Here is a 19,912-nt window from a genome sequence, read left to right as displayed (position 1 = left end):
GTGAGTACCATCATCGGATTCGAGACGCACGACGTCCGGTTCCCGACCTCCACCACCCTCGACGGCTCGGACGCCATGAACCCCGACCCCGACTACTCCGCCGCCTACCTGCGGCTGGTGACGGACGCGGACGACGGCCACGAGGGCCACGGCTTCGTCTTCACGATCGGACGCGGCAACGACGTCGAGGTCGCTGCCATCCACGCCCTCCGCGAGCACCTCATCGGTCGCGAGGTCGAGCCCGTGCTCGACGCCCTCGGAACCTTCTGGCGCGAACTCGTCTACGACTCCCAGCTCCGTTGGCTCGGTCCTGAGAAGGGCGTCATGCACATGGCGATCGGCGCCGTCGTCAACGCGCTCTGGGACCTCAAGGCCAAACGTGCCGGCCTGCCGCTCTGGCGGCTGCTCGCCACGATGACGCCGGAGGAGCTCGTCGAGCTCGTCGACTTCCGCTACCTGAGCGACGTCCTCACCCCGGACGACGCCCTCGCGATCCTCCGTCGCGCCGAACCGGGACGGGAGGACCGGATCGAGGCCTTGCTCGCAGCCGGGTACCCCGCCTACACGACCACGCCCGGGTGGCTCGGCTACTCCGACGAGAAGCTCGACCGTCTGTGTCGCGAAGCGGTCGCGGACGGGTTCGCGCAGGTCAAACTCAAGGTCGGCGGAAATGTGGAGGACGACGTCCGTCGCCTCGCCATCGCCCGGAACGCGGTGGGACCCGACATCCGGATCGCGGTCGACGCCAATCAGCGTTGGGACGTCGCGGAGGCGATCGACTGGATGTCCCGACTCGCCCCCTACGACATCGCCTGGATCGAGGAGCCGACGAGCCCCGACGACATCCTCGGCCACGCGGCGATCGCGCGCGGCGTCGCCCCGATCCCGGTCGCGACCGGCGAGCACATGGCCAACCGCATCATGTTCAAGCAGTTCCTGCAGGCCGACGCCCTCCAGGTGCTCCAGATCGACTCCACGCGGGTCGCCGGCGTGAACGAGAACATCACGATCCTGCTCCTGGCCGCGAAGTTCGGTGTCCCGGTCTGCCCGCACGCCGGTGGTGTCGGGCTGTGCGAAGCGGTGCAGCACCTCTCGATGTTCGACTTCATCGCCGTGTCCGGGAGCGAGGATGGACGCATGATCGAATTCGTCGACCACCTGCACGAGCACTTCGTCGAGCCCGTCGAGATCGTCGCCGGGCGGTACCGCGCGCCGCTCGCCCCCGGCGGCGGTTCGGAGATGCTCGCGACGTCGATCGCCGAATTCACCTTCCGGGGCGCCGGTGCCTGACCTGCTCGTCCCGCGGCTCGCGTACGGCGCCGCCAATCTCGGCAACCTCTACCGCGAGCTCAGCGATGAGGAGGCCTGGGCGATCCTCGATGCGGCCTGGGAACACGGCGTCCGCTTCTACGACACGGCTCCGCACTACGGCCTCGGTCTCTCCGAGCGTCGGCTCGGCGCCTTCCTGCGGACGAAACCGCGCGACGAGTACGTCCTGTCCACCAAGGTCGGCCGTCTCCTCGTGCCGAACCCCGCGGGGGAGGGTGCGCTCGATACCGACAACGACTTCGTCGTCCCGGCGACCGTGCGGCGCGAGTGGGACGCGAGCGAGGCCGGCGTGCGGCGCTCGCTCCACGAGTCCCTCGAACGACTCGGACTCGACCACGTCGACGTGCTCTACCTCCACGACCCCGAACGCAACGATCCGGAGTCCGGGATCTCCGAAGGGATACCGGCGCTCGCCGCCCTCCGCGACGAAGGACTCGTCGGGGCGGTCGGGATCGGGTCGATGGACGTCGCGTCCCTGCTCGCCGCGGTGCGCACGGGCCTGACCGACCTCATCATGATCGCCGGACGGTACACGCTCGCCGAGCAACCGGCGGCCGACGAGCTGCTGCCCGCCTGTCTGGAACACGGCGTCGGGGTGGTCGCCGCCTCGGTGTTCAACTCGGGCCTGCTGGCCCGCGCCGTGCCGGACCCGGATGGCCGCTACGAGTACGGTGCCGTCCCGCCGGAGGTCTTCGACCGCGCCGTCGACATCGCCGAGATCTGCCGTCGGTTCGACGTCGAACTGCCCGCAGCCGCCCTCCAGTTCCCGCTCCGCCACCCTGCCGTGCGGACGGTCGCGGTCGGCGCCTCGCGGCCGGAGCAGATCATCCAGAACGTGGAGCGCTTCGAGGCACCGATCCCCGAGACCTTCTGGACGGAGCTGCGCACCAGAGGGCTGCTCGGCTGATGCGGACGATCGACGCGCACCTCCATCTGTGGAATCGCGCCGACGGGTATCACTGGCTCGCTTCGGCCGACGAGTCGCTTCGCGATGACTTCACGCCGGAGCGTGCGGCCGCAGAGCTGCAGACGGCCGGCGTCGATGCGGCGATCCTCGTCCAAGCCGACGACACCGAACTCGACACGATGTCCATGCTCGGTGCATCGGACGCTTTCGATTGGGTGGCCGGCGTCGTCGGCTGGGTGCCGATCGACGACGCGAAGCGGGCCGAGGTGCTGCTCGACCGTTGGGGCGCGCATCCACGGTTCCGCGGCGTTCGTCAGCTGCTGCACGACGATCCCCGGGACGGCCTGCTCCTGGCCGCCCCCGCCCGCCGGTTGGCGGCGGTCCTCGCGGACCGTGGGCTTCCGCTCGACCTCCCGAACGCCTTCCCGCGCCTGCTCAGCGACGCCACCGGACTCGCGCGGCTGGAGGAGGGGCTGACGCTCGTCGTCGACCACCTCGCGAAGCCGCCGCGCGACGACGAGGCCTTCGAACGCTGGGCGACCGAGCTGGCCGCGGCGGCGGAGCCACCGAACGTGGTCGCGAAGGTGTCCGGCCTCAACCGTGCCGGTCGGCCGTTCGTGGCGGCCGACGTGCGTCGGGCCTGGGACACCGCGCTCGCCTGCTTCGGGCCCGAGCGGTTGATGCTCGGCAGTGACTGGCCGATGACCGTCACGAGCGGCGGGTACGGTGCGGTCTGGCACGAGCTGTCCGGTCTCGTCGACGAATTGTCGCCGTCGGAACGCGATGCACTCTGTGGCGGGACGGCGACGCGCGTCTACCGGCTCGACCCCCGCGGGCCGTCGGCGACGACGGACTGACATGATCGGGCAGACGGATGGACACGGAACCATGACGAGGAGGTCACCATGCTGACAGGGATCGACCCGGTGCTGAGCGGCGAACTGCTGCTGCATCTGGACGCGATGGGGCATTCGGACACGGTGGTGATCGCCGACGCGCACTTCCCGGCCGCTCGACTCGGCGAACGCGTCGTCGTGCTCCCGACGCTGTCGACGCCGGAGGTCCTCCGGGCGGTGCGCACGGTGATCCCGCTCGACGACGAACCCGTGCTCGACCTCATGACGAGTGCCGACGGCACGGTGCTCGACGTCCAGCGGGAACTCATCGCCGCCGCCGGCACGACCGAGGACGCCGTGCGTTTCGTCGACCGGTTCGCCTACTACGACGAGGCCGCCACAGCCTTCCTCATCATCCGCACGGGCGAGACCAGGACCTACGGGAACGTCACGCTGCGGAAGGGCCTCGTGACGCGCACGGCGTGAAGCGGTTCGGTGCGGTCACCAGCAGAGCGCGACGATCGCGACGCCGACCACACCGTAGACACCGGCCTGGACCTGCCGCCGGCGGTCCTTCGGCGCGACCGCGGTCTCGACCGTCGCCCCGTGCTCGTCGAGTGAGCGCTTCGGTTTGGGTGCGTGCCACGGGAGTGACCGCCAGCGCAGGGCGGCTCCGGCGAGTCCGAAGCCGACGATCGCGACGGCGATGACCCACGCCCAGGACCAGACGCCGACCGGCGCGGCGAGGGCGCGCACGAGGGCGAGGATCACGATGCTGTCGACCGCGTCGGCGACCAGCCGGTAGCGCTCGGTCGCCGCCCAGCGTCCCGTACTCCACGCATGCGCGACCTGGAGGGCGAGGAACCAGGCGATGACGAGGGCGACGACGGCGGGGATGAGGATCTCGATCATCGTGCTGCTCCGATCTGCTCGAGGAGGGCGACACCGGCCGCATCGACCGACTCCTGGGTCGCCGAGACGAGGACCACCGTGGTGCCGGTCGCCGGGACGACGCCGACGAAGGACGCGAAGCCGCCCGTGGCACCGTTGTGCCAGACGAGGTCCTCGCCGTCGATCGCCTTCCGATCGGTGATCCAGGCCCAGCCGATCTCGCGATCGCCGAACGCCGCCTGTGGGGCGAGTGCCGCGATGCCCGGTGCGCTGCCGTCGGCCAGTCGTTCCGCGAAGCGTGCGAGATCCGCCGTGTCCGAGCGGATGCCGCCAGCGGGCCCGATCGCCGTGCCGGTCCATGCGGCGGCGGTCCGTCCGCCGGCGGTCTCACCGAGGAGGTCGCGGTCGCCCAGGTCTGCTGCATCGCTCACGGGGCTGGTCGAGTCGAGTCCCATCGGACCGGTGATCCGCTGCTCGAGGAGATCGGCGTAGCTGGTGCCGGCGGCCGAGCCGAGGGCGGCGCCGAGGAGTTCGAAGGCGAGGTTGGAGTAGGTGCCCTTCGGGGTGTCGAGGGACGCGGACCGCGCCTGTTCGAGCAGCTTCTCGAGGTCCTCTCCGTACGGGTTCGCCGTCGTGAGTGCGAACCACGCTGAGGAGAGGATCGTCGAGAGGTCCATCGGCAGGCGTGGCAGACCGGAGGTGTGGGTGGCGAGCTGCTCGAGGGTGACGTCCGCCGCGGGCGCGTCGCCCAGTTCGAGGAGGTCACCGAGCCTGGTGTCCGGGGTGACCTCGCCACGCTCGATCGCGTCGGCGAGCAACAGCCCCGTGAAGGCTTTGCTCACCGACCCGATCTCGAACCGGGTGTCCGGCTGGGCGCCGATCGTCGCGGTGCGGGTACCGTCCGGGGTGACGACGACGGCCAGCACGGCCTTGCGGTCGGGGCCGGCGAGTTCGCGGACGGTCGCCGCGAGTTCGGCGTCGCCGGCGGCCTCCGCGGGAAGCGTCGAGGGCCCTGGCCGGAGGGCGAGTCCGGCCGCGAGGGCGACAGCGGTGCTGATGGCGGCGATGACCCAGACCCGTCTGGGTCGGGACGTGCTGCGTGGTGTGGCGGTCATGCGGGGTCCTTCCTGGGGTCGGTGGTCATTCCATGGCGGCGACGGCGACGAGCAGCGGGACGAGTCGCATGGGTGGGACCGCGACCCGTCCGCGGCCGGCGGGTTGCAGCCAGCCGGCGGCCGTCAGGACGCGGACGTGGTGGTAGACCTGGCCGGTCGTCCCGATGCCGTCGAGTTCGCCGAGGTCCGCGAGTGCGGAGGTGCCGTTGGCGACGGCCAGGAGCAGCTGCAGCCGGACGGGGGAGCCGATGGCCGCGAGCCGCGATGCCGCGGTCGCGAGTGGACCGGAGCCTGCTGATTCCACGGCGTCGGGGTCGTCGCCGAGCGCGAGGAGGTCGTCGGTCGCTCTGGCGTACTGCCACTGCACGGGTCCGCCGCCGGCGACGACCGATCCGGTGAAGAGGACCGCCCCGTGCTCGAGCTCGGCCGTGCGCTGTTCGAGCCCGTGGAGCGCCCAGAAGGTGTCGTCGGCATCGCCCGTCGCGGCTGCGGACGGAACGTCATCCGGTCGCTCGGTGGTCGTGCCCTCATCGACCGGTCGGGCGAACACGGCGGCTTCGAGACGCGCGAGACGTGCCTCGAGATCACCGGGGTCGATGGTCGTCATGACCCAAGTGTACAAATATCGTAATTACGAAATCAAGCTGATGGACCCTTCGGTCGGCTCACCGGAGCCGCGCATCAGGCCCGCGAGCTGAGCCGCCCCTGCTTCGCATGCACCGGGATCAGGAGCCCGAGGCCGATGAGCAGCACGAGCACGATCCCGAGGATCCCCCAGAACTGCGCCCCGCCGAGCGTGACGAACAGTGCGAAGGCGGTCGGCGCGAGGAAGGACACGGCGCGGCCGGTCGTGGCGTAGAGGCCGAAGACCTCACCCTCGCGGCCCTCGGGGATGATGCGCGCCAGGAACGAGCGGCTCGCCGACTGGGCGGGACCGACGAACAGGCACAGCATGAGGCCGAAGATCCAGAAGATCGTCGCGCCGCCCTCGTGGAGGAGGAACACGGCGCTTCCCGCGATGACGAGGCCGATGAGCGACGCGACGATGACGGGTTTCGGGCCCACCTTGTCGTCGAGCAGGCCGATCGTGATCGTCGCGATCCCGGCGACGACGTTGGCGGCGATCGCGAAGATGATCACCTCGCCGGGTGAGAAGCCGAAGGTCCCGGCGGCCAGGACGCCACCGAAGGTGAAGACACCGGCGAGCCCGTCGCGGAACACGGCGCTCGCGAGCAGGAAGTACAGCGTCTGTCGGCTGTCGCGCCAGAGTTCCGCGATGCTCTTGGCGAGCACCCCGTAGGAGGCGAAGAACCCGACGTGCGGCCGGGCGACGGCCTGGGGTGCGTGGTACTCGGGCACGGCGAGCAGTACGGGTAGGGCGAAGACCCCGAACCACGCCGCGGACACGAGCATCGCGACGCGGACGTCCATGCCGTCCTCGCCGGTGACGCCGAAGAGTCCGACCTCGGGGGAGATGAAGCCGAAGTACACGATGAGCAGCAGCACGATGCCGCCGATGTACCCCATGCCCCAGCCGAGACCGGAGACCTTGCCGATGGAGGTGGGCGTCGACACCTGGGCGAGCATCGCGTTGTAGTTGACCCCGGCGAACTCGAACACGATGTTGCCGACGGCGAGGAGGACGAGGCCCAGCCAGAGGAAGTTCGGATCGGGCGCGACGAAGAAGAGGAGCGCGGTGACCGCGACGACGACGTAGGTGTTGAAGCCGAGCCAGAACTTCCGTCGCCCGGCGGAGTCCGACCGTTGGCCGACGACCGGCGCGAGGATCGCGATCAGCAGTCCGGCGGCCGCGAGCGCCCACCCGAGGGACGCCGACACCGCGGCCTCCTCGCCGAAGGAGTCGCTCGTCAGGTAGACGGTGAACACGAAGGTGGTGACGACCGCGTTGAACGACGCCGAACCCCAGTCCCACAGGCTCCACGCGAAGATGCGACCCTTGCGACCCGCCTGCGCCTTCACGGCGGCGACCTGCGAGGTGTCGAGGTCGACGGTGGCCGCTGCGGCGTCGGGGGTGACGAGCGGTGGTGGCGGGAAGTTGCGGGGCCGGGATCCGAGACGCGGGGCCTCGTCGCCGTGCCCGCCTGTCCGGCCGGTGTCGTCGGTGCCACCTGGGGGAGTCGTGCTCATGCACTGAGGCTAGTGCCGCGTGGTGAACGGGCGGTAGCGTGCGTCCCGCAGCGCGATGGCTGGGGGTTCGCTGGGACGCGGAACGGGCCTGGGAATAGCCGGAGGCACCCCGCGTTGGACTTGAGCGTACGACACTCAAGTTTGAATCCAGGAGGTTCACGTGCCCGAAGACTTCACCCAGGGCGGCGCAGCAGCAGACGGCGGATCGTCGTCGTTCGACGACTTCCTCGCCCGATACCTCGAGGGCGAGCGGGCGCGTTCGGCGCGGACCATCGACCTCAGCCGCTTCCTCACCGCGCGGACGCAGGAGATCCTGCAGCGCGCCGGCCGATTCGCGCTCGAGCGCGGCCAGAACGAGCTCGACGCGCTGCACATCCTGCGCGTCATCGTGAGCGAGGAGCCCGCGAAGGACGCCGTCGCGCGCCTCGGCGTCGACCCGAAGGCCATCGCCAAGGCCGCCGAGCAGCGCCTGCCGCAGGCGTCCTCGCCGAGCGTCAAGGACCCGGCCATCACGCCGTCGGCCCAGCGCGCGCTGTTCCACGCCTACCAGGTGGCCCGCGCCGCCGGGTCGACCTACGTCGACCCCGAGCACCTCTTCTTCGCGCTCGTCATCAACCAGGACTCGCCCGCCGGTGAGGTCCTCGCCCGCGCCGGCGTCACGGCGGAGGCGCTGACCCAGGGCGTGCGCCAGACCGTCGGCGACCCCGGCGTCGCCACCGACGACCAGGACGACCGCGATGCGGACGACCTCGACTCGGACACCCCGATGCTCGACCGCTTCGGCTCCGACCTCACGGCGCTCGCCGCCGGCGGATCGCTCGACCCCGTCATCGGACGTTCCGAGGAGATCGAGCAGACCATCGAGATCCTCTCCCGCCGCACGAAGAACAACCCCGTCCTCGTCGGCGAGGCCGGCGTCGGCAAGACGGCGGTCGTCGAGGGGCTCGCCCAGGCGATCATCGACGGCGGCGTCCCGGAGCAGTTGCGCGGCAAGCGCGTCGTCTCACTCGACCTGCCGGCCATGGTCGCCGGAACCCGCTACCGCGGTGACTTCGAGGAGCGCCTCACCGGTCTGCTCGACGAGATCGCAGCCAACCGCTCCGAGCTGATCGTCTTCATCGACGAGGTCCACACCGTCGTCGGCGCCGGAGGTTCCGGCGAGGGCGGCATGGACGCCGGGAACATGCTCAAGCCGCGTCTCGCTCGCGGTGAGCTGCACCTCATCGGTGCGACCACGCTCCGTGAGTACCGCGGGATCGAGAAGGACCCGGCGCTCGAACGCCGCTTCCAGCCCGTGCGCGTCGGCGAGCCGTCGATCGAGGACGCCGTCCTCATCCTCGACGGTCTCCGTCCGGCGTACGAGGAGCACCACGACGTCCGCTTCACCGACGACGCCCTCCGCGCAGCCGTCGAGCTCTCGGCCCGCTACCTGCCCGACCGCGTCCTGCCAGACAAGGCCATCGACCTCGTCGACCAGGCCGGAGCCCGGCTGCGGTTGCGGCTCGGGAAGGCGGTCGACGTGAGCGCCCTCGTCGAGGAGCTCGCGACACTCGAGGCGTCGAAGAACGCCGCCGTGTCGGCCGAGCACTACGAGGAGGCCTCGCGCATCCGCGACGAGATCACCGCCGTGCAGGCGAAGCTCGACGCCGCTTCCAGCGGCCCCGGCGCGCGCACCGACCGCGACGCGGTCGTCGACGAGGCGCAGATCGCCGGCGTCGTGTCCCGCGCCACCGGCATCCCGGTCAGTCGGCTCACGGAGGGTGAGCGGGAACGTCTCGCCGGCCTTGAGGACGAACTGCACGCTCGCGTCGTCGGCCAGCACGACGCCGTGACCGCGGTGTCGAAGGCCGTCCGCCGCAACCGCACCGGCATGGGGGACGCGAACCGACCCGTCGGCAGCTTCCTGTTCCTCGGGCCCACCGGCGTCGGCAAGACGGAACTCGCGAAGGCGCTCGCCGGATCCCTCTTCGCGGATGAGCACTCGGTGATCCGCTTCGACATGAGTGAGTTCGGCGAACGTCACACGGTGTCGCGACTCGTCGGTGCCCCTCCCGGGTACGTCGGGTTCGACGAGGCGGGCCAGCTCACCGAGCGCGTGCGCCGGAACCCCTACTCGATCGTGCTGTTCGACGAGATCGAGAAGGCGCACCCGGACGTCTTCAACCTGCTCCTGCAGGTGCTCGACGACGGTCGCCTGACCGACGGTCAGGGGCGGACGATCGACTTCCGCAACACGGTCGTCGTCATGACGTCGAACCTCGGCTCCGAGTTCCTGGCCTCGCGGTCCGGAGCGATGGGCTTCGTGGCCGGTGGCGCCGACGACCCGACGGGCTTCGGCTCCGAGGAGGCGCTGCGTGCCCGGGTCATGGGCAAACTGCGCGAAGCGATGCGTCCGGAGTTCCTCAACCGCATCGATGAGGTCGTCCTCTTCCGCAAGCTCGACCAGCAGCAGCTGCAGGAGATCGTCGGACTGATGCTCGGCCGTACGACCGAGCGGTTGGCCGCACGCGGTGCGTCACTCGAGACGACGCCTGAGGCGCTCGCGCTCCTCGCGGAGCTCGGCTACGAGCCGGAGTACGGGGCGCGTCCCCTGCGTCGTCTCATCCAGCGTGAGGTCGATGACCGCATCGCCGAGCTCGTCGTGGGCGGCGGGGTCGGCGACGGCTCGACCGTGCACGTCGACGCGGTCGGCGGGAAGATCGTCGTCACCGAGCGCTCCGTGGTGGTGGCGGAAGCCGCCTAGGCGGGGAGATGGATCGACAGGCCCAGGGATCGGTGCGCCGGATCCTGGGCCTGTCGTCGTCTGTGCGTGGGAACCTCGACAGGCTCGGTGACCGGAGCGGCCCGGAGGGTTCCTACTCCTGAAGTCCTCGCACCGAATCCAGCAGGCTCGGCGCGCTCACGTAGAAGAGTTGCCCGTCCTGCCACACGAAGCCACCGGAGAGGTTGCCGCCCGGGTCGGTCGGCTCGAGGAGGAACGGGAGTCCGGACTCATCGCTCTCGACGAATCCGGCGGCCTCGAGTTCGGTCTGCTTGGCCGCCCAGGCCGTCTCGTCGAACGGTGCCTGCGCGACCGTCGCCGAGATGTCGGTCTGCGGCTTCGTCCAGGTGCACGCGACGCCACCGGCGTCGACGAGGAACGTCAGATCGGTCCGTGTGACCTGATACGCCCGCGGTTCCATCTGGGTCTGCTCGAGGTCCGCGTATCCCTGCTCGGTGAGGACCGTGTCGCACGTCGTAGCTGCGGCCGTCTCGGTCGCCTCGGCGGAGGACGTCGAGGCGGGGGTGGCGCTCGGAGTGCTCATGGTCGTGGAGCTCGACGTCGGGGCCCCGGATCCGCACGCGGCGAGGGCGAGGGCTCCGATCGTTGCGACGAGGGCGGCCAAGAGGCGAGGGGAGTGGCGATGGGGCATCCCCCAAGCCTAGGAGCCGCACCACATCCGGCGGATCGGGGGCAGCACGGGGGTTGGGGCAGGCAAACTGGCCATCCGCTGGGAGTTGAGCCAGGCGGACTCAACTTTCTTGACGTCGAAACCAGGCCTCGGTAGCATTGAGTCATCGGGGCTCAAGTCTCGATGTCACACCAGCATCACCACATCAATCAGCTCGGTGCCGAGCTCGTCGAGTCGGCCGGACGCCATCCGCATGCCGCCCGAGTCGACGAGTTCCGAACCGGCAGTCAACACAAGGAGAACCAACACATGGCACGTGCAGTAGGCATCGACCTCGGTACCACCAACTCGGTGGTCGCCGTCCTCGAAGGTGGAGAACCCACCGTCATCGCCAACGCCGAGGGCTTCCGCACCACCCCCTCCGTCGTCGCATTCACCAAGGACGGCGAGGTGCTCGTCGGCGAGACCGCGAAGCGCCAGGCCGTCACCAACGTCGACCGCACCATCGCGAGCGTCAAGCGCCACATGGGCACCGACTGGAAGTTCGACGTCGACGGCAAGAAGTACACGCCGCAGGAGCTCTCCGCCCGCATCCTCGCGAAGCTGAAGCGCGACGCCGAGCAGTACCTGGGCGACACCGTGACCGACGCGGTCATCACCGTCCCCGCCTACTTCAACGACGCCGAGCGTCAGGCCACGAAGGAGGCCGGTGAGGTCGCAGGCCTCAACGTGCTCCGCATCATCAACGAGCCGACCGCCGCAGCCCTCGCCTACGGCCTCGACCGCGGCAAGGAGGACGAGCTCATCCTCGTCTTCGACCTCGGTGGCGGTACCTTCGACGTCTCGCTGCTCGAAGTGGGCAAGGACGACGACTTCTCCACCATCCAGGTCCGTTCCACTTCCGGCGACAACCGCCTCGGTGGAGACGACTGGGACCAGCGCGTCGTCGACTACCTGATCAAGCGCTTCAAGGACTCGACCGGTGTCGACGTCTCGGGCGACAAGATCGCGAAGCAGCGCCTCAAGGAAGCCGCCGAGCAGGCGAAGAAGGAGCTCAGCTCCTCGATGTCGACCTCGATCCAGCTCCCGTACCTCTCCCTCACGGAGAACGGCCCGGCCAACCTCGACGAGACGCTCTCCCGCGCCAAGTTCGAGGAGCTCACGCAGGACCTGCTCGAGCGCACCCGCAAGCCGTTCAACGACGTCATCGCCGAGGCCGGCGTGAAGGTCTCCGACATCGCACACGTCGTGCTCGTCGGTGGATCGACCCGCATGCCCGCCGTCGCGGAGCTCGTCAAGAAGCTCACCGGTGGTCAGGAGCCCAACAAGGGCGTCAACCCTGACGAGGTCGTCGCCGTCGGCGCAGCCCTCCAGGCCGGCGTGCTGAAGGGTGAGCGCAAGGACGTGCTGCTCATCGACGTCACCCCCCTGTCGCTCGGTATCGAGACCAAGGGTGGCATCATGACGAAGCTCATCGAGCGCAACACCGCGATCCCCACGAAGCGGAGCGAGACCTTCACCACGGCCGACGACAACCAGCCGTCCGTCGCGATCCAGGTCTTCCAGGGCGAGCGCGAGTTCACCCGCGACAACAAGAACCTCGGCACCTTCGAGCTGACCGGCATCGCGCCGGCTCCGCGCGGTGTGCCGCAGGTCGAGGTCACCTTCGACATCGACGCCAACGGCATCGTGCACGTGTCCGCGAAGGACAAGGGCACCGGCAAGGAGCAGTCGATGACCATCACCGGTGGCTCGTCCCTCGGCAAGGAGGACATCGAGCGGATGGTCCGCGAGGCCGAGGAGCACGCTGCGGACGACAAGGCCCGCCGCGAGCAGGCCGAGGTCCGCAACAGCGCCGAGCAGCTCGCCTACTCGATCGACAAGCTCATCAAGGAGAACGACGACAAGCTGCCCGAGGACGTCAAGACCGACGTCCAGGCCGATGTCGACGCCCTGAAGAGCGCGCTCGCCGGTGAGGACGAGGACGCGGTGAAGACCGCGTTCGACAAGCTCAACGAGAGCCAGGTCAAGCTCGGCGAGGCGATCTACGCCCAGGCGCAGGCCTCCGAGTCCGCCGCAGGAACCGAGGCCCCGGCTGAGGAGGCGACCTCCGATGAGGACGTCGTCGACGCCGAGGTCGTCGAGGACGAAGACGACAAGGACAAGAAGTAACCATGACTGACGAGAACCAGAACCAGAACCAGGACGATCCCATCATTCGTGACAAGCGACGGATCGACCCGGAGACCGGCGAGGTTCGTCAGCCTGGCACCGAGGGGGTTGACGCCGACGCGTCGGCCCCCTCGGGCGCACCTGCCGAATCCGCCGACGCCGATGCACCGGCCGCCGACGACGAGCTGACCGTCGAGGACATCCTCAACGCGGCTCCCGAGGAGCCCGTTCAGGGCGGCGACCTCTCCCCGGCCGAGCAGCTCGCTGCAGAACGCCTCGGCGACCTGCAGCGCGTCACGGCCGAGTACGCGAACTACCGGAAGCGCACCGAGGCCGGCCGTGAGGTGGAGCGCGAGCGCACCACCGGCGAGGTCGCCAAGGTCCTGCTCCCGGTGCTCGACGACCTCGACCGCGCTGAGAAGCACGGCGACCTCGAGGGTGACGCCCCCTTCACGCAGATCGCGGCCAAGCTCCGCGGCGCTGCCGAGAAGCTCGGGCTGAAGCCGTTCGGAGCGGTCGGCGAGACCTTCGACCCCAACGTGCACGAGGCCATCTTCCAGCAGCCCACGCCGGGCGCCGAGGGCGAGACCGTCCTCGACGTCGTGGAGACCGGGTACCACCTGGGCTCCACCCTGCTGCGCGCCGCGAAGGTGGTCGTCGCGGTCCCGGCGAGCTAGCCATGGCGAGTCAGGACTGGTTCGACAAGGACTTCTACAAGGTCCTCGGCGTCAAGAAGGACGTGACGCCCGCGGAGCTGAAGAAGGTCTACCGGAAGCTGGCCCGGCAGTACCACCCGGACTCCAACCCGGGTGATGCGAAGGCCGAGGCGAAGTTCAAGGAGATCAGCGAGGCCCACTCGGTCCTCGGCGACCCCGAGCAGCGCAAGGAGTACGACGCCGTCCGCGCCATGGGCGGTGGAGCACGCTTCACCGCTCCGGGTGCCGGCGGCGGCCAGGGCGGCTTCGAGGACGTCTTCGGGTCGATGTTCGGTGGTGGTGGCGGTGGTCGCCAGAGCTACAGCTACCAGCAGGCCCCGCAGGGGTACGAGGACATCCTCGGCGGCATGTTCGGCCAGGGTGGCTTCGGCCAGACCACCGGTGGCTTCCGCGGCTACGGCGGACCCACGCCCGGCCGCGACATCACCGCGCACACGACGATCGACTTCATCACGGCCACGCAGGGCGACACTATCTCCCTGCAGACCTCCGAGGGACGCACCATCAAGGTGAAGATCCCGGCGGGCGTGTCGGATGGACAGAAGATCCGCCTGCGCGGCAAGGGGCAGCCGAGTCCGGACGGCGGCGAACCCGGCGATATCGTGGTCACCGTGAGTGTCCGCAAGCATCCCGTGTTCGAACGCGACGGCCTGAACCTCCGCGTCACCGTACCGGTCACCTTCGTGGAGGCCGCGCTCGGCGCCACGATCGAGGTTCCGACGCTCGGCGGCGACCCCGTCAAGCTGCGGGTCGCCCCCGGTACGCCGAGCGGTCGCGTCCTCCGCGTCAAGGGCCGCGGTGTCGCGACGACGAAGGGCACCGGCGACCTCCTGGCCGTCGTGCAGATCGTCGTGCCGGCGCACCTCGGCGGCGAGGCCAAGGAAGCACTCGAACGGTTCCACGAGCTGGAGCCGAAGGACAACCCCCGCGACGAACTCATCGCTCGGGCTCGGGGCTAGTAACCAGCAGCACACGGAAGGGCAGGGAGCATGGACGAGCATTCGCCGGTCTTCGCGATCGCGATGGCTGCCGAGCTCGCCGGCATGCACCCGCAGACCCTCCGGCAGTACGACCGGCTCGGTCTCGTGTCGCCGACGCGGACCGCCGGGAAGTCGCGCAGGTACTCGATGCGCGACATCGCCCAGCTGCGTGAGGTGTCCAGGCTCAGTGCCGAGGGCGTCAGCCTGGAGGGCATCTCCCGCATCCTGACCCTGGAGAACGAGGTCAGCTCGCTCCAGGGTCGGGTGCGGGAGCTCGAGCACGCGCTCGCCAATGCCCTGTTGCGGACCCCGGGCAACCGGGTGTTCGCCGCAGGCATGGAGGGGAGCGTCGTCCCGATGCGGAGCGGTACGCGCACCCGCCGCCGGACCGAGGTCGTCGTCTGGCGGCCGTCGCTCTCCGAGTGACCGACGAAAGCGCACTCGTGGTCGTCATCCCACATGGATGACGACCACGAGTGCGCTTTCGGGTGCGCGTAGGGTTGGGGCATGAGCGCGCAGCCCGTGGTGACGAAGCCGGACCCGGCGCAGACCGCACCCGCGACGGCCCGGAGGCGGCGCGGCGCCCGGCTGACCGGACTGACCGCCTACCCGCTCATGTACTTCGGTGTCGTCGCCGGCGTGCTTCCGCTGCTGACGCTCGTCGTGATCGGCGCCCCGATCCTCGTCGGCGTCCTGCTCGGTGCGGGCGAAGCCGAATGGGTCGACGGCTTCTCGCGCGTGTTCGGGTTCATCCTGCTCTTCCTCACACCGCCGTTCGGTGCCTGGGTGTGGGGGTACGTCGCGCTCGGGGTCGTCGCCTTCCTCGGTGGCATCGCCCTCAGCCTGCGGATCCTGCGGCGTCACGGCGTGCGTCGCGCAGGAGCCGTCACGCACTGGGGCATGTGGGCCACCGTCCCGCTGCAGCTCATCTTCGCGGTCATCAGCCTCGTGATCGTGTTCGGTGCGATCGCGTCCGTCCGCGCCGAGGACGCCAGTGGCCTCGAGACCGTGCGAGCCTTCGGACAAGGCGTCGCCATCGCCACGGTCGTCAACCTCCTCGTCTCCGCCGGGCTCGGTGTCCTCGTCTTCCCGGCCGTCCTCCGGGCCGTGAAGGCGGAGAAGCCGGCTCGACGCGTCCGCAGACGGTGACGCCGTTCCTCGTATCGCCTGGCCGGTTACGCTGAGGGGATGCCCGAGTTCTCATTCGACGCGCTGCGCCGGTTCCCCGATCACGAGGCACCCAACCTCTTCGCCGTCGACGCGACCGATCGGCTCCTGCTCGACGAAGCGGCCGAGGCCCTGGCCGGGCGGGTGCCGACGCCCGGCGAGATCGTCGTCGTCGGCGACGCCTACGGGGCCCTGACCCTCGGCGCCATCGCGCTCCTGGGGGCGACGGACGTCCGGGTCCACCAGGACGCCGCCGTCGGAGAGCGTGCCCTCGCGGCCAACGCCGAACGGCTCGGCGTCGACGGCGGCTTCCGTAACCTGCCGCTCGGCGAGGAGCTGTTCACGGGCGCATCACTCGTCCTCGTGCAACTCCCGAAGCACCTCGAAGCACTGCACGAGATCGCCGCCGCCGTCGCCCGCTGGAGCGCCGCCGACGTCCGTCTTCTGGCCGGTGGCCGCGTGAAGCACCTGACGCCCGCGATGAACGAGGTCCTCGGTCGGAGCTTCTCGACCGTCACCGCGAGCCTCGCCCGGCAGAAGTCCCGAGTGCTCCGTGGGAGCGACCCGGTGACCGCCGCCGTCGAGGGAGAGCGTGACGAGGCCGACACCACGGCCTCGACCGCGCTGCGCACCGAGCACCATGCCGACATCGGCCTGACCATCGCCGCCGCCGGCGCGGCGTTCGCCGGCACGAAGCTCGACATCGGCACCCGCTTCCTGCTCGAGGCACTGCCGGAGATCGCGCCCGCAGCCCGGACGGCCATCGACCTCGGCTGCGGCACCGGCGTCCTCGCGGTGTCGCTCGCCATCGCCCGGCCCGAGCTCATGGTCATCGCGACCGACCAGTCCGCCGCAGCGGTCGCCTCGACCACCGCGACCATCGCCGCCAACGACGACGCCGACCGCCGACTGGCCGAGCGCATCGCGGTGCTCCGCGACGACGGCCTGTCGATGCAGCCGGACGCGTCAGCCGACCTCATCGTCCTGAACCCGCCCTTCCACAGCGGCACCACCGTGCACACGGGCGTCGCGCACGACCTGTTCGCCGAGGCCGCGCGTGTCCTGCAGCCGGGCGGCACGCTCGCCGTCGTGTGGAACTCGCACCTCGGCTACCGGGCGGCGCTCGAGCGGCTCGTCGGCCCGACGACGCAGCTCGCGCGCAACCAGAAGTTCACGGTGACGATCTCGCGCCCCCGGGCCGCCGGCGGGCCGCGTCCGTAACTCCTGCTGCTTGGACCGCTCGACGAGCACCGGCCGCTCAATCGCCGGCATCGTCGACAGTCCGGACGGGCGTTGCAGGAGTCATGTGCGTCAGGCGGCGTTCCAGAGGCGCTCGATGCGCGACGTCGCAGCCCGCGTCGGGGTGGTCCCGACGTCCCAGGTGCGGCGCCGAGTGTGCCCGTATGCTGGCCCGATGTCCGAGCCGCCCACCCCCGCAGACGGAGCGGGTCGCGACGCACGCCGGGCGGACCAGCACGAACTGACCGCGGTCGAGCGCTGGATCGACGACCGGGCCAACCGGCTCCTGCGCGACGCCCCCGACGGTGGTGCGCGGGCGAAAGCCGTCGAGTTCCTCGTCTTCGGGGCGAAACAGGCGTGGGCGTGCATCTTCGGCGCAGCGATGCTCGCCGTGATCGTCGCCGCCCGCCTCTGGTACCCCGACGAGGTCTGGCTCGCCCGTAACGACGCGCTCGTCGTCGCTGCCATCGTCATCCAGGTGGTCATGATCGTCACCAGGCTCGAGACCGGTCGTGAACTCTGGGTGATCGTCCTGTTCCACGTCGTCGGGACGGGTATGGAGCTGTTCAAGACCGGGATCGGGTCGTGGGAGTACGACGGCGGCGGGGTCCTGCACCTCGGCTCCGTGCCGTTGTACACCGGGTTCATGTACGCGGCCGTCGGATCGTACATGGTTCGCGTGTACCGGCTCTTCGACTTGCGGTTCGACCGCTATCCACGAGTGTGGCTCACGACGATCATCGCGGCCGGCATCTACGTGAACTTCTTCAGCCAGCACGTCATCGTGGATCTGCGATGGGTGCTGCTCGCTGCCGTCCTCCTCGTGTTCGCGCGGACGATGATGCACTTCCGCGTGTTCCGTCGGACGCACCGCATGCCCGTGCTGGTGGCGTTCCTGCTCGTGGCCTGCTTCATCTGGATCGCGGAGAACATCGGGACGATCACGGGCGCCTGGCTGTACCCGAATCAGGAGGACGGCTGGCAGCTCGTCCCGCTCACCAAGCTGGTGTCGTGGTTCCTCCTCATGATGATCTCGGTGGTGATGGTCACCTGGGTGTACCCGCCCAAGCGGCCCGATCACGTGCCGACCTGAGCCGCCTGCTGTCAACGGTTTCGGAGCGCGGTCCGCACACCGGGTAGGGTTCGGGAGTGAGCGGCCCGAGCCCGGTGATCGCTTGTCCCCTTCCGGAGAGCAGCCATGGCCCAGCGTCAGCCCCAGGATCCGCGATTCCGTGATCGTGGCGGCGCCCGGCCAGCCCCCATGCAGGCGGGTCACGTTCAAGCCGGCCCGGCCCGGCCCACCCCGGCTCGACCTGCCGCCGCTCCACGACCCGCGTCGCCGGCCGTCGGCATCTCCGTCCCGGCGGCGGCCGCCGCGCCCCTCCCGCGGACGAACCACCTCTTCGCCGGAGCGCAGTTCGCGTTCATCGCCTCGATCCTGATGCTCGGGCTGTACATCGGCCTGACCTCGACGTGGACCCTGCTGGAGCCCGACTTCCTCATCGGGCTCTCCCTGACGGCCGCAGCCACGTCCCTGCTCTTCGCCGTGCCACCGTCCGGCGCGCTCCGTGGCCTGCTCGTGCTGGTGCCGACCATCGACATCCTCGCCGTCGGCTTCTTCCGCGACACCCTGCCGAACCTGCCGACGTCGGGTCTCCTCATCGTGATCCCGGTGCTCTGGCTCGCGGGTGGGTTCGGGGTCTCGGCCCTGCCCGTCCCGGTGTTCGGTGCGATCTTCGTCTCCCTCATCCCGGTGGCGCGCGCCGGTGCATGGCCGACGACGCCTGGCGGGTGGGGTGCGATCTGCATCCTGCCGGCCCTCGTCCTCATCATGACCGTCACCGTGCATCTGGCCGCGCGTCAGCTCCGCGCCCATGAGGGACGGGCGCGTATCGCCCTCGCCGCGGCGACGGAGGCGGCGGCCATCGCGACGACGGTCTCGGAATCCGTCGACGCCGCCGTCGCCTTCTTCCGGCCCGACGGCACGGCGGCGCTCCGCAACGAGGCGACGTACGAGCAAGCCGAATTGGCCGGCTTCGACCGGAAGACCCGCGCCGGTGTCCACGTGTACGGACCGGACCGGAAGACTCGGGTGTCGCCCGAGAAGCAGGTCATCAACCGGGCGCTGCGCGGGGAGAGCTTCCGCGGCGAACTGTATTGGATCGGCGAGCCGGGAGACCAGCGCGCCATCATCGGCAACGCGAGACAGGTGCACACCGACGACGGCACCTTCGTCGGCACCATCACGGTCGGGCACGACGTCACCGACCTCGCCAATGCGGTGGCGCTGCGCGAAGCGTTCCTCATCGACGTCTCGCACGAGCTCCGCACCCCGTTGACGTCGATCATCGGCTACCTCGACCTCCTCACCGAGGGACATGACCTCCGGCAGCTCGGACTGGAGCGCGAGGTCTCGACGATCCAGCGCAACGCGGAGCAGCTGTACGCAATCATCGGCGACCTGCTCGCGGCGGGGGACGCCGAGATGCGGGTGCGCATCGCCCTCACCGACGTCGCCGACATCGCTCGGGCGAGCGCGGCCGCGATCCTGCCGCAGGCGTCGGAGGCCGGTGTCGCCGTTCGGGCCGAGATCCCTCCCCACGTGGAACTGGAGGGCGACGGCGGCCGGCTCCGCCAGGTCCTCGACAACCTGCTGTCGAACGCGGTGAAGTACACCCCGCGGGGTGGACGGGTCGCGGTGACCGTCGCGGTGGACGGCGAGACCTGCACCGTCAACGTCGCGGACACCGGCATCGGCATCTCGCCGGACGACCAGCGGCAGCTCTTCGATCGCTTCTTCCGGGCCAGGGAGGTCCGCGACGACGCGCGGCCAGGCGTCGGCCTCGGGCTGTCGATCGTGAAGTCCATCACCGAGGCGCATCATGGCTGGATCACCGTGTCCAGCCGCCCGGGCCGCGGCTCCACCTTCACCGTGACCCTGCCGCTCCGCCAGCCGCGCGCCGGCGCACCGTCCGCTTCCTGAGTCGGACCCCGGCAGGGAGGCGCTTCGGTACACATCG

General features: G+C 70.0%; 18 protein-coding genes. 13 read left to right on the top strand and 5 right to left on the bottom strand.

Annotated features, from left to right (window positions below):
- The 4 genes from AC4PMY_RS06215 to AC4PMY_RS06200 are packed head-to-tail and all read left to right on the top strand — an operon-like array spanning nucleotide 1 to nucleotide 3,558.
- Nucleotides 1-1,290, top strand: coding sequence for an L-fuconate dehydratase (locus AC4PMY_RS06215; RefSeq protein ID WP_491622229.1), 1,290 nt, complete (start codon nucleotides 1-3; stop codon nucleotides 1,288-1,290).
- On the top strand, nucleotides 1,283-2,236 hold the full coding sequence (locus tag AC4PMY_RS06210) for an aldo/keto reductase (protein WP_064297146.1): 954 nt from the start codon (nucleotides 1,283-1,285) through the stop codon (nucleotides 2,234-2,236). Before AC4PMY_RS06215 ends, AC4PMY_RS06210 begins: the two co-directional genes overlap by 8 nt.
- Nucleotides 2,236-3,093 carry an amidohydrolase family protein gene (locus AC4PMY_RS06205; RefSeq protein WP_491622228.1) on the top strand — a complete coding sequence of 286 codons (858 nt, stop codon included), beginning with the start codon at nucleotides 2,236-2,238 and terminating at the stop codon, nucleotides 3,091-3,093. Before AC4PMY_RS06210 ends, AC4PMY_RS06205 begins: the two co-directional genes overlap by 1 nt.
- Nucleotides 3,094-3,141: 48 nt before the next feature.
- Entirely contained in the window at nucleotides 3,142-3,558 is a 417-nt protein-coding gene (locus AC4PMY_RS06200; protein WP_064297148.1) for an RbsD/FucU family protein, read from the top strand.
- Nucleotides 3,559-3,573: 15 nt separating this feature from the next.
- Here the strand turns inward: AC4PMY_RS06200 and AC4PMY_RS06195 are convergent, their stop codons facing one another.
- From AC4PMY_RS06195 to AC4PMY_RS06180, 4 genes are all read right to left on the bottom strand, one after another.
- Nucleotides 3,574-3,984 carry a hypothetical protein gene (locus AC4PMY_RS06195; RefSeq protein WP_064297149.1) on the bottom strand — a complete coding sequence of 137 codons (411 nt, stop codon included), beginning with the start codon at nucleotides 3,982-3,984 and terminating at the stop codon, nucleotides 3,574-3,576.
- A complete protein-coding gene (locus tag AC4PMY_RS06190; protein WP_491622227.1) occupies nucleotides 3,981-5,078 on the bottom strand; it encodes a serine hydrolase domain-containing protein in 1,098 nt (365 codons plus the stop codon). The genes AC4PMY_RS06195 and AC4PMY_RS06190 overlap by 4 nt, the downstream gene beginning before the upstream one ends.
- A gap of 25 nt (nucleotides 5,079-5,103) precedes the next feature.
- Nucleotides 5,104-5,685, bottom strand: a complete 582-nt coding sequence (locus AC4PMY_RS06185; protein WP_491622226.1) for a hypothetical protein — start codon at nucleotides 5,683-5,685, stop codon at nucleotides 5,104-5,106.
- Between the two features lie 74 nt (nucleotides 5,686-5,759).
- On the bottom strand, nucleotides 5,760-7,226 hold the full coding sequence (locus tag AC4PMY_RS06180; protein ID WP_491622225.1) for an MFS transporter: 1,467 nt from the start codon (nucleotides 7,224-7,226) through the stop codon (nucleotides 5,760-5,762).
- 160 nt (nucleotides 7,227-7,386) lie between these two features.
- Between AC4PMY_RS06180 and AC4PMY_RS06175 the strand changes: the two genes are divergently transcribed.
- Complete coding sequence (locus AC4PMY_RS06175) at nucleotides 7,387-9,969, top strand: ATP-dependent Clp protease ATP-binding subunit (protein WP_491622224.1); 2,583 nt, start codon at nucleotides 7,387-7,389, stop codon at nucleotides 9,967-9,969.
- A 112-nt stretch (nucleotides 9,970-10,081) separates the two neighbouring features.
- On the opposite strand, the gene AC4PMY_RS06170 is transcribed toward AC4PMY_RS06175, so the two are convergent.
- Nucleotides 10,082-10,639: a hypothetical protein gene (locus tag AC4PMY_RS06170; RefSeq protein WP_139205481.1), complete on the bottom strand. Its 558-nt coding sequence runs from the start codon at nucleotides 10,637-10,639 to the stop codon at nucleotides 10,082-10,084.
- A 288-nt stretch (nucleotides 10,640-10,927) separates the two neighbouring features.
- Between AC4PMY_RS06170 and dnaK the strand changes: the two genes are divergently transcribed.
- From dnaK to AC4PMY_RS06130, 8 genes are all read left to right on the top strand, one after another.
- Complete coding sequence (gene dnaK, locus AC4PMY_RS06165) at nucleotides 10,928-12,790, top strand: molecular chaperone DnaK (RefSeq protein ID WP_064297153.1); 1,863 nt, start codon at nucleotides 10,928-10,930, stop codon at nucleotides 12,788-12,790.
- Between the two features lie 2 nt (nucleotides 12,791-12,792).
- Nucleotides 12,793-13,467 carry a nucleotide exchange factor GrpE gene (locus tag AC4PMY_RS06160; protein ID WP_064297154.1) on the top strand — a complete coding sequence of 225 codons (675 nt, stop codon included), beginning with the start codon at nucleotides 12,793-12,795 and terminating at the stop codon, nucleotides 13,465-13,467.
- Nucleotides 13,468-13,469: 2 nt separating this feature from the next.
- A complete protein-coding gene (locus tag AC4PMY_RS06155) occupies nucleotides 13,470-14,465 on the top strand; it encodes a DnaJ C-terminal domain-containing protein (RefSeq protein WP_071262201.1) in 996 nt (331 codons plus the stop codon).
- A gap of 30 nt (nucleotides 14,466-14,495) precedes the next feature.
- Nucleotides 14,496-14,912 carry a heat shock protein transcriptional repressor HspR gene (locus tag AC4PMY_RS06150; protein WP_064297156.1) on the top strand — a complete coding sequence of 139 codons (417 nt, stop codon included), beginning with the start codon at nucleotides 14,496-14,498 and terminating at the stop codon, nucleotides 14,910-14,912.
- An 81-nt stretch (nucleotides 14,913-14,993) separates the two neighbouring features.
- Entirely contained in the window at nucleotides 14,994-15,635 is a 642-nt protein-coding gene (locus AC4PMY_RS06145; RefSeq protein ID WP_064297157.1) for a hypothetical protein, read from the top strand.
- Between the two features lie 39 nt (nucleotides 15,636-15,674).
- Complete coding sequence (locus AC4PMY_RS06140; RefSeq protein WP_491622223.1) at nucleotides 15,675-16,874, top strand: class I SAM-dependent methyltransferase; 1,200 nt, start codon at nucleotides 15,675-15,677, stop codon at nucleotides 16,872-16,874.
- A 193-nt stretch (nucleotides 16,875-17,067) separates the two neighbouring features.
- Nucleotides 17,068-17,985, top strand: coding sequence for a DUF817 domain-containing protein (locus tag AC4PMY_RS06135; RefSeq protein WP_491622222.1), 918 nt, complete (start codon nucleotides 17,068-17,070; stop codon nucleotides 17,983-17,985).
- A gap of 168 nt (nucleotides 17,986-18,153) precedes the next feature.
- Nucleotides 18,154-19,875, top strand: coding sequence for a sensor histidine kinase (locus tag AC4PMY_RS06130; RefSeq protein ID WP_491622221.1), 1,722 nt, complete (start codon nucleotides 18,154-18,156; stop codon nucleotides 19,873-19,875).
- Nucleotides 19,876-19,912: the final 37 nt, after the last annotated feature.

It is taken from the genome of Plantibacter sp. MDV22-iso1 (genome assembly GCF_058408345.1).
Note: the sequence above shows the minus strand (reverse complement) of the source record. Positions and strands in the feature narration are given on the sequence as shown.

Coding starts and splice junctions, on each gene's coding strand:
- AC4PMY_RS06205 (WP_491622228.1), top strand. CDS start 2,236: ATGCGGACGATCGACGCGCACCTCCATCTGTGGAATCGCGCCGACGGG.
- AC4PMY_RS06200 (WP_064297148.1), top strand. CDS start 3,142: ATGCTGACAGGGATCGACCCGGTGCTGAGCGGCGAACTGCTGCTGCAT.
- AC4PMY_RS06195 (WP_064297149.1), bottom strand. CDS start 3,984: ATGATCGAGATCCTCATCCCCGCCGTCGTCGCCCTCGTCATCGCCTGG.
- AC4PMY_RS06190 (WP_491622227.1), bottom strand. CDS start 5,078: ATGACCGCCACACCACGCAGCACGTCCCGACCCAGACGGGTCTGGGTC.
- AC4PMY_RS06185 (WP_491622226.1), bottom strand. CDS start 5,685: ATGACGACCATCGACCCCGGTGATCTCGAGGCACGTCTCGCGCGTCTC.
- AC4PMY_RS06180 (WP_491622225.1), bottom strand. CDS start 7,226: ATGAGCACGACTCCCCCAGGTGGCACCGACGACACCGGCCGGACAGGC.
- AC4PMY_RS06170 (WP_139205481.1), bottom strand. CDS start 10,639: ATGCCCCATCGCCACTCCCCTCGCCTCTTGGCCGCCCTCGTCGCAACG.
- dnaK (WP_064297153.1), top strand. CDS start 10,928: ATGGCACGTGCAGTAGGCATCGACCTCGGTACCACCAACTCGGTGGTC.
- AC4PMY_RS06160 (WP_064297154.1), top strand. CDS start 12,793: ATGACTGACGAGAACCAGAACCAGAACCAGGACGATCCCATCATTCGT.
- AC4PMY_RS06155 (WP_071262201.1), top strand. CDS start 13,470: ATGGCGAGTCAGGACTGGTTCGACAAGGACTTCTACAAGGTCCTCGGC.
- AC4PMY_RS06150 (WP_064297156.1), top strand. CDS start 14,496: ATGGACGAGCATTCGCCGGTCTTCGCGATCGCGATGGCTGCCGAGCTC.
- AC4PMY_RS06145 (WP_064297157.1), top strand. CDS start 14,994: ATGAGCGCGCAGCCCGTGGTGACGAAGCCGGACCCGGCGCAGACCGCA.
- AC4PMY_RS06140 (WP_491622223.1), top strand. CDS start 15,675: ATGCCCGAGTTCTCATTCGACGCGCTGCGCCGGTTCCCCGATCACGAG.
- AC4PMY_RS06135 (WP_491622222.1), top strand. CDS start 17,068: ATGTCCGAGCCGCCCACCCCCGCAGACGGAGCGGGTCGCGACGCACGC.
- AC4PMY_RS06130 (WP_491622221.1), top strand. CDS start 18,154: ATGCAGGCGGGTCACGTTCAAGCCGGCCCGGCCCGGCCCACCCCGGCT.